At 50.3% G+C, this 6,169-nt stretch carries 7 protein-coding genes; all 7 read right to left on the bottom strand.

The features are described from left to right. Positions 1-41 precede the first annotated feature (41 nt). Positions 42-455, bottom strand: a complete 414-nt coding sequence (tnpA, locus tag I2G42_RS14530; RefSeq protein ID WP_022462005.1) for an IS200/IS605 family transposase — start codon at positions 453-455, stop codon at positions 42-44. A 197-nt stretch (positions 456-652) separates the two neighbouring features. Then, entirely contained in the window at positions 653-1,870 is a 1,218-nt protein-coding gene (locus tag I2G42_RS14525) for an iron-containing alcohol dehydrogenase (protein WP_055221266.1), read from the bottom strand. A gap of 198 nt (positions 1,871-2,068) precedes the next feature. Further along, positions 2,069-2,224 carry a diguanylate cyclase domain-containing protein gene (locus tag I2G42_RS14520; protein ID WP_022462003.1) on the bottom strand — a complete coding sequence of 52 codons (156 nt, stop codon included), beginning with the start codon at positions 2,222-2,224 and terminating at the stop codon, positions 2,069-2,071. Further along, a complete protein-coding gene (locus I2G42_RS14515; protein WP_055221268.1) occupies positions 2,221-3,117 on the bottom strand; it encodes a C40 family peptidase in 897 nt (298 codons plus the stop codon). The genes I2G42_RS14520 and I2G42_RS14515 overlap by 4 nt, the downstream gene beginning before the upstream one ends. A 295-nt stretch (positions 3,118-3,412) precedes the next feature. Next, positions 3,413-4,315, bottom strand: coding sequence for a dihydroorotate dehydrogenase (locus tag I2G42_RS14510; protein WP_022462000.1), 903 nt, complete (start codon positions 4,313-4,315; stop codon positions 3,413-3,415). Between the two features lie 24 nt (positions 4,316-4,339). Beyond that, positions 4,340-5,110 carry a dihydroorotate dehydrogenase electron transfer subunit gene (locus I2G42_RS14505; protein ID WP_022461999.1) on the bottom strand — a complete coding sequence of 257 codons (771 nt, stop codon included), beginning with the start codon at positions 5,108-5,110 and terminating at the stop codon, positions 4,340-4,342. 107 nt (positions 5,111-5,217) lie between these two features. After that, positions 5,218-6,147, bottom strand: a complete 930-nt coding sequence (pyrF, locus tag I2G42_RS14500) for an orotidine-5'-phosphate decarboxylase (RefSeq protein WP_173828477.1) — start codon at positions 6,145-6,147, stop codon at positions 5,218-5,220. Positions 6,148-6,169 lie beyond the last annotated feature (22 nt).

The raw sequence follows: 6,169 nt of genomic DNA, 5'->3' as shown, positions 1-6,169 counted from the left end.
GGGGTATATTCTGAATTTATATGCTTTGTTTGCCATGTTGGTCACTTCCTTTTTCGATCCGTTTGTCCCTGACTTTCGATGTATTTTTGGATTACTTCAATCGGGGCACCGCCCGTTGTAAGCAGGCAAAAACTCTGACTCCAGAAATGTTCTTTCCACAGCTTTTTCTTTATCTGCGGGAATTCTTTTTTCAAAAGTCTGCTGCTTGCACTTTTATATGCGTTTATGAACTTGCTTATTTCCGTATTGGGGTGGGCCTTGAAAAGTATATGCACATGGTCTTTATCGTGATTCCATTCTTCAAGGGTGATATTGTAATTTGGAGCAATATACGCAAAGATCTCTTTTGCCCTGCCGGAAATTGCGTCATCAAAAACCTGTCTGCGGTACTTAACCACAAGAACAAGATGATAGTGCAGTAAAAACACTGAATGTGCATTATTATCCAAATCCATTGTATTTCGACCCCCTTTCTTCTATTCGACTGATTCTATTATACCATGATTAGAACCCAATATCAAGAAGATAACGGACGCAATTCATCTCTCACCTTAGAGGTCGGAGTCTTCTTGCTGGAAGAGGATAAATTTTATTCTCTAACGCAAAAAATCCCTCCGCCCAGAGAACGGAGAGATTTTGATATGTTTTCTTTTTAGAAATCTACTTCTGTATCATAGTAGCAGCATTTCAGCAGTTTTTCCATCTCCTCAACAGATGGCTGTCTCGGGTTGGATCCGGTGCAGGCATCGGCGATGGCATTTACGGCGATGTCGTGCAGTCTCTCCAGGAATACGTCTTCCGGAACGAATCCCTGCTCGGTCGGATAGCTGTCTTTTCCGTAGTTCTTGATGCACTGCGGAATGTTCAGTTTGTCGTTCATGCCGCGCAGATAAGCGATGAGAAGTTTGATTTTCTCTTCGGTTGTCTCGCCGCCCAGTTTCATCTCGTCAGCGATGACTGCGTAACGTTTTGCTGCGGTCTCATCTTTTGCATTGAAAGCGATAACTTTCGGCAGATACATGGCATTTGCTGCTCCATGGATCAGGTGAGCGCCGTAATCAGCGAATGCTGCGCCTGTTTTGTGTGCCATGGAGTGAACGATACCAAGCAGTGCGTTGGAGAATGCCATACCAGCGAGACACTGTGCGTTGTGCATGCTGTCACGTTTTGCCATATCTCCGTTGTAGGAATCTACAAGATCTGCCTGGATCATACGGATCGCATACAGAGCCAGCGGATCGGTAAAGTCACAGTTTGCAGTGGAAACGTATGCCTCGATCGCATGCGTCATAGCGTCCATACCGGTGTGAGCAACTAACTTCTGCGGCATGGTCTCTGCCAGATCCGGGTCAACAATTGCGACATCCGGTGTGATCTCGAAGTCTGCCAGCGGGTATTTGATACCTTTTTCATAGTCGGTGATAACTGCGAATGCGGTTACCTCCGTTGCCGTTCCTGATGTCGAAGAAATTGCACAGAAGTGAGCTTTCTTACGAAGTTTCGGCATTCCGAATACTTTGCACATCTCCTCGAAGGTGATGTCCGGATACTCGTATTTGATCCACATTGCCTTTGCTGCGTCGATTGGAGATCCGCCGCCCATTGCTACGATCCAGTCCGGCTGGAACTCTTCCATCGCTTTTGCACCGCGCATAACCGTCTCTACAGACGGGTCAGACTCAATTCCTTCGAAAAGCTGTACTTCCATGCCAGCCTCTTTCAGGTAATCCACTGCACGATCCAGGAAACCGAAGCGTTTCATGGAACCGCCGCCTACACAGACCATTGCGCGTTTTCCCTCAAATGTTTTCAGTGCCTCTAAAGCACCCTTTCCGTGGTATAAATCTCTTGGTAATGTAAATCTTGCCATTGTTCAGAACCCCTTTCTTGTTTTGCTTCTGATCAGGCGGCTCCGGCAGATCAGATCAGCAGATTTTTCTGTTTTTCCACTCTCTGTTTAAGCCGCCTTTTGTCTTTTGTTTTCGACTTTGTTATTATTATAACAAACTTTTTCAGGGATTACCAATACAAAAATGATATTTCCTGATGTCAATTATATATGTCTTATTTACTTCCGTGCCGTCCGCTGCAGCAGCAGATCACCGTACTCGTGGCCCAGCGTGTCGTTCGTCCGCTTCAGATAATTGCAGTCCGCCATAATAAGACTCGTCGGAAAATCGCCGGACTGTATCATATGATCGCTTTCCGCTTCCAGATATTTCACGAAAAAACACTCCCAACCCCTTTCAGCGCCTCCGCCAGATCCTCCCTAAAATCCTCATCCCCTCTCCGCAGACTATTCACCCTGCACCCAAACACCCTCTCATGCCCCGTACAGTGCAGATACCTGCCGTCCCCCAGATACATCCCCACATGCCCTCTCCAGAACAGCAGATCCCCGGCCTTCGCCCGTTCCTCCACCAGACACATCTCCTCCCCTTCTCTCCAGATCGCCTTCATCGGATACCCTTCCCTGATATCCGCATCCCGCCAAATCAAAACCCCATTCATCAAATACACCATAAACACCACACCCGAACAGTCAATCCCATCCGCCGCCTTCCCGCCCCACCGGTACTGGCATCCAAGATACCCCTTCGCACACTCCACAACCTTCCTCCGAAACTTCTCTTCCGACCACCCCTCCGGAATCCCCTGCTCCACAAAAAACCTCTCTTCCGATTTTCCCCACAAAAACCGATCCGAATCCAGTCTTTTTCTTAATGCCACCTCCGGCACAAACCCACTGATCCCATTCGCCAGCTTCACCCTGCAATACCCATTCTCCGTCTCCTCCATTTTCTCCACAAAACACCCCCGTCCCAGCGTCTCCAACATCCGCGCCTGCACCCGCGCTCCTCTCATCACATCCGCAAACCCGCGTGTCACCACATACGTATTCCCTGCCTTTTCCCTCTCCTCCATCCACTCCCTGCTTTTCTCCTCAATCAAATTCCTCTCCATCCACCCTCGATACCCATAATGCGTCCAAACCTCAATCCACTCCCCCTCATCTTCCCACATCACGCTCCATCCAAAAAACACCTCATCCACCACATCAACCCCATTCTCCTCATACAAAAACGCCCGCTTCACTTTAATGATCCCATACTTCATTTCACATACCACCTTCCATTTTCTATATACTATGCACCCATCACAACACTCTCACGCCGATCCGCCCCCGGCGGATCCAGACCTACTTCGTTTCAGCTCCACACAACCAGACCTCACTGGAATTTGCGCCTGCGGTGTGGCGGGCATAGAAAAAGAGGGCAGAAACTGTGAGCCCGGAACAGGTGCAGGAAAATGGGATGGTTCCCGTTTCCCCGTGCCTATTCTGAGCCACAGTTCCGCCCTCTTTTTCTCGCCCGCCGCACCGCAGATGCGAAGCCGCTCGAGGCCGTCCGTCTTATCTCACCGCCCCGATCAGCGAATTAATATCGTCAACCTTATGCCTTCTCATATACTCTTCGATACCGCGAACCGTTTCAACAGTCGCATACGGATTAAAGAAATTCGCCGTCCCAATCGAAACCGCCGTAGCCCCCGCCAGAATAAACTCCAGCGCATCCTCCGCCGACGCAATACCGCCCATACCAATAATCGGCACTTTCACTGCCTGCGCCACCTGATACACCATCCGCACCGCAATCGGCTTCACCGCCGGCCCCGACATACCGCCAGTCTTATTCGCAATCGCAAACTTCTGCCGTTCAATATCAATCTTCATCCCAGTAAGCGTATTGATCAGCGACAGCACATCCGCCCCGCCGGCTTCCGCAGCCCGCGCCATCTCCGTAATATCCGTCACATTCGGGCTCAATTTCATAATAATCGGCTGCTTCGCATATTTTTTAACTTCTCTGGTGATCGCCTCCACCGCCTTCGGATCCTGTCCAAACGCAATACCGCCCTCCTTCACATTCGGGCACGAAATATTAATCTCCAGCAGATCCACCGGCTCCGAAGTCAATCGCTCCACAACCTCACAGTAATCCTCCGTCGTCCGTCCACACACATTCACCACAATCTTCGTGTCAAACTGTTTCAAAAACGGAATATCCCTCTCACAGAACACATCAATACCAGGATTCTGCAGTCCGATCGCATTCAGCATTCCGCCGTAAACCTCCGCAATACGCGGCGTCGGATTCCCCGGCCACGGCACATTCGCAACACCCTTTGTCACAACCGCGCCAAGCTCCTTCAAATCCACAAACTCACTGTACTCCGCGCCGGAGCCAAACGTACCAGATGCCGTCATAACCGGATTCTTCAGTTCCACACCCGCCAGATTCACACTTGTCTTCATCGCTTTTTCTCCTCCTCGCGTCACTTACAGCTCAATTTCCGTACTTAAAAAGACCGGTCCGTCCTTGCAGATCCGCTTGTTGTGCACATGTGAATGACCATCCACCTCAGTCGACTGGCAGACACACGCAAGACATGCGCCAACGCCGCACGCCATCTTCTCTTCCATCGAAATCCAGCATGGAATTCCCTTTTCCAGACCGTACGCCTTAATCGCACGCAGCATCGGAGCCGGACCGCAGGCAAAAATTACATCTGCTTCCAGATGATCCTCGCGCACCGCATCCATCACATTGCCCTTCACACCGGCACTTCCGTCCTCCGTTGCAATATGAAGATCGCCTGCCGCAGCAAACTCCTCATTTAAGAACAACTCATCGCGGTAACCACAGCAGATGATCGTGTCCGTTCCAAGATCCTTCGCCGTCTGCAGCATCGGCGGAACACCGATACCGCCGCCCATCAGCATCACACGTTTTCCCTTACCTTCCTCGATCGGGAATCCATTTCCAAGCGGCCCTAAAATATCAACCTCATCCCCCGCTTTCAGATGTGAAAACTCCTCCGTTCCTGCACCTGCCACACGGTAGACAATCCGAAGTCTTCCTCCCTCCCGGTCGATCTCACAAAGAGAAATCGGACGCGGCAGAAGACGGCTGCCGTCTTTCGAAAACAGAGAAATAAACTGGCCGGCCTTCGCCTCTTTCGCAATCACTTTCGTGGAAATCCACATGCTGTAAATTCCTTTTGCAATGCACTCCTGACTTTCCACAGTACAGCATTCCTTGATTTTCATAAGCTGAACACTCCTTTTATTTTCTTGAATCGGCGAAAAGCCCAAAATATCCTCCGGCGGACATAACATCTACCCGGCAGACCTTCTGAGCTTTTCACCCTGTATTCTTATTTTGCAGCAGCAAGCGCCCCGCTGATATCCTCAACCATATCCTTTACAGCTGCTCTCGAAGCATCCGCAAAGTTCTCAGTGCCAAACTCGGCATATTTTTCCTGTTTGTAAGCAGCGATAATACCTCTCGAAGAGTTTACGATTGCACCCAGTCCGTCCTCATTGAAGAAGTGAACGAGGTCTTTTCCTTTTCCGCCCTGTGCACCGTAGCCCGGTACCAGGATATAGGATTTCGGCATTACCTTACGCAGCACCTTGCCCATCTCCGGGTACGTAGCGCCGACAACAGCTCCCACATAGCTGTAATCATCGCCCATGTGCTCCTCGCCCCACGCGGCAACCTGCTCGCCGACCCACTCATACAGCGGACGTCCGTCGATGATGCGGTCCTGGAACTCGCCGCTGGACGGGTTCGAGGTTTTTACCAGAACAAAGATACCTTTTTTCTCCTCTTTGCAGACCTTGATGAACGGTTTTACGCCGTCAGATCCAAGATACGGATTGACAGTTGCAAAATCCTCATGGAATCCGGCATAGGATTTGCTTCCCACCTGCACGTGGCCGAGGTGGCCGACTGCATACGCCTCAGAAGTAGAACCGATATCGCCTCGTTTGATATCGCCGATGACAATGAGACCTTTTTCCTGGCAGTAGGAAACGGTCTTCTCATACGCTGCCATTCCCGGAACGCCGAACTGCTCATACATGGCAACCTGCGGTTTTACAGCCGGAATCAGATCGTATGTTGCGTCGACAATCGCTTTATTGAACTGCCAAACGGCCTCTGCAGCTCCTTCGAGTGTCTCTCCGTACTCGGCAAATGCCTTTTTCTGTACGTGCTCCGGCACATAGTTCAGCATCGGGTCCAGACCTACGACGATCGGTGCATTTGTTTTTTTAATGTTTGCAATCAGTTTGTTAATCATCTGCTTACTCTCCCTCTTCTTT

Origin of the sequence: Fusicatenibacter saccharivorans (assembly GCF_015557635.1) — a bacterium.
Taxonomy (GTDB): domain Bacteria; phylum Bacillota; class Clostridia; order Lachnospirales; family Lachnospiraceae; genus Fusicatenibacter; species Fusicatenibacter saccharivorans.
Note: the sequence above shows the minus strand (reverse complement) of the source record. Positions and strands in the feature narration are given on the sequence as shown.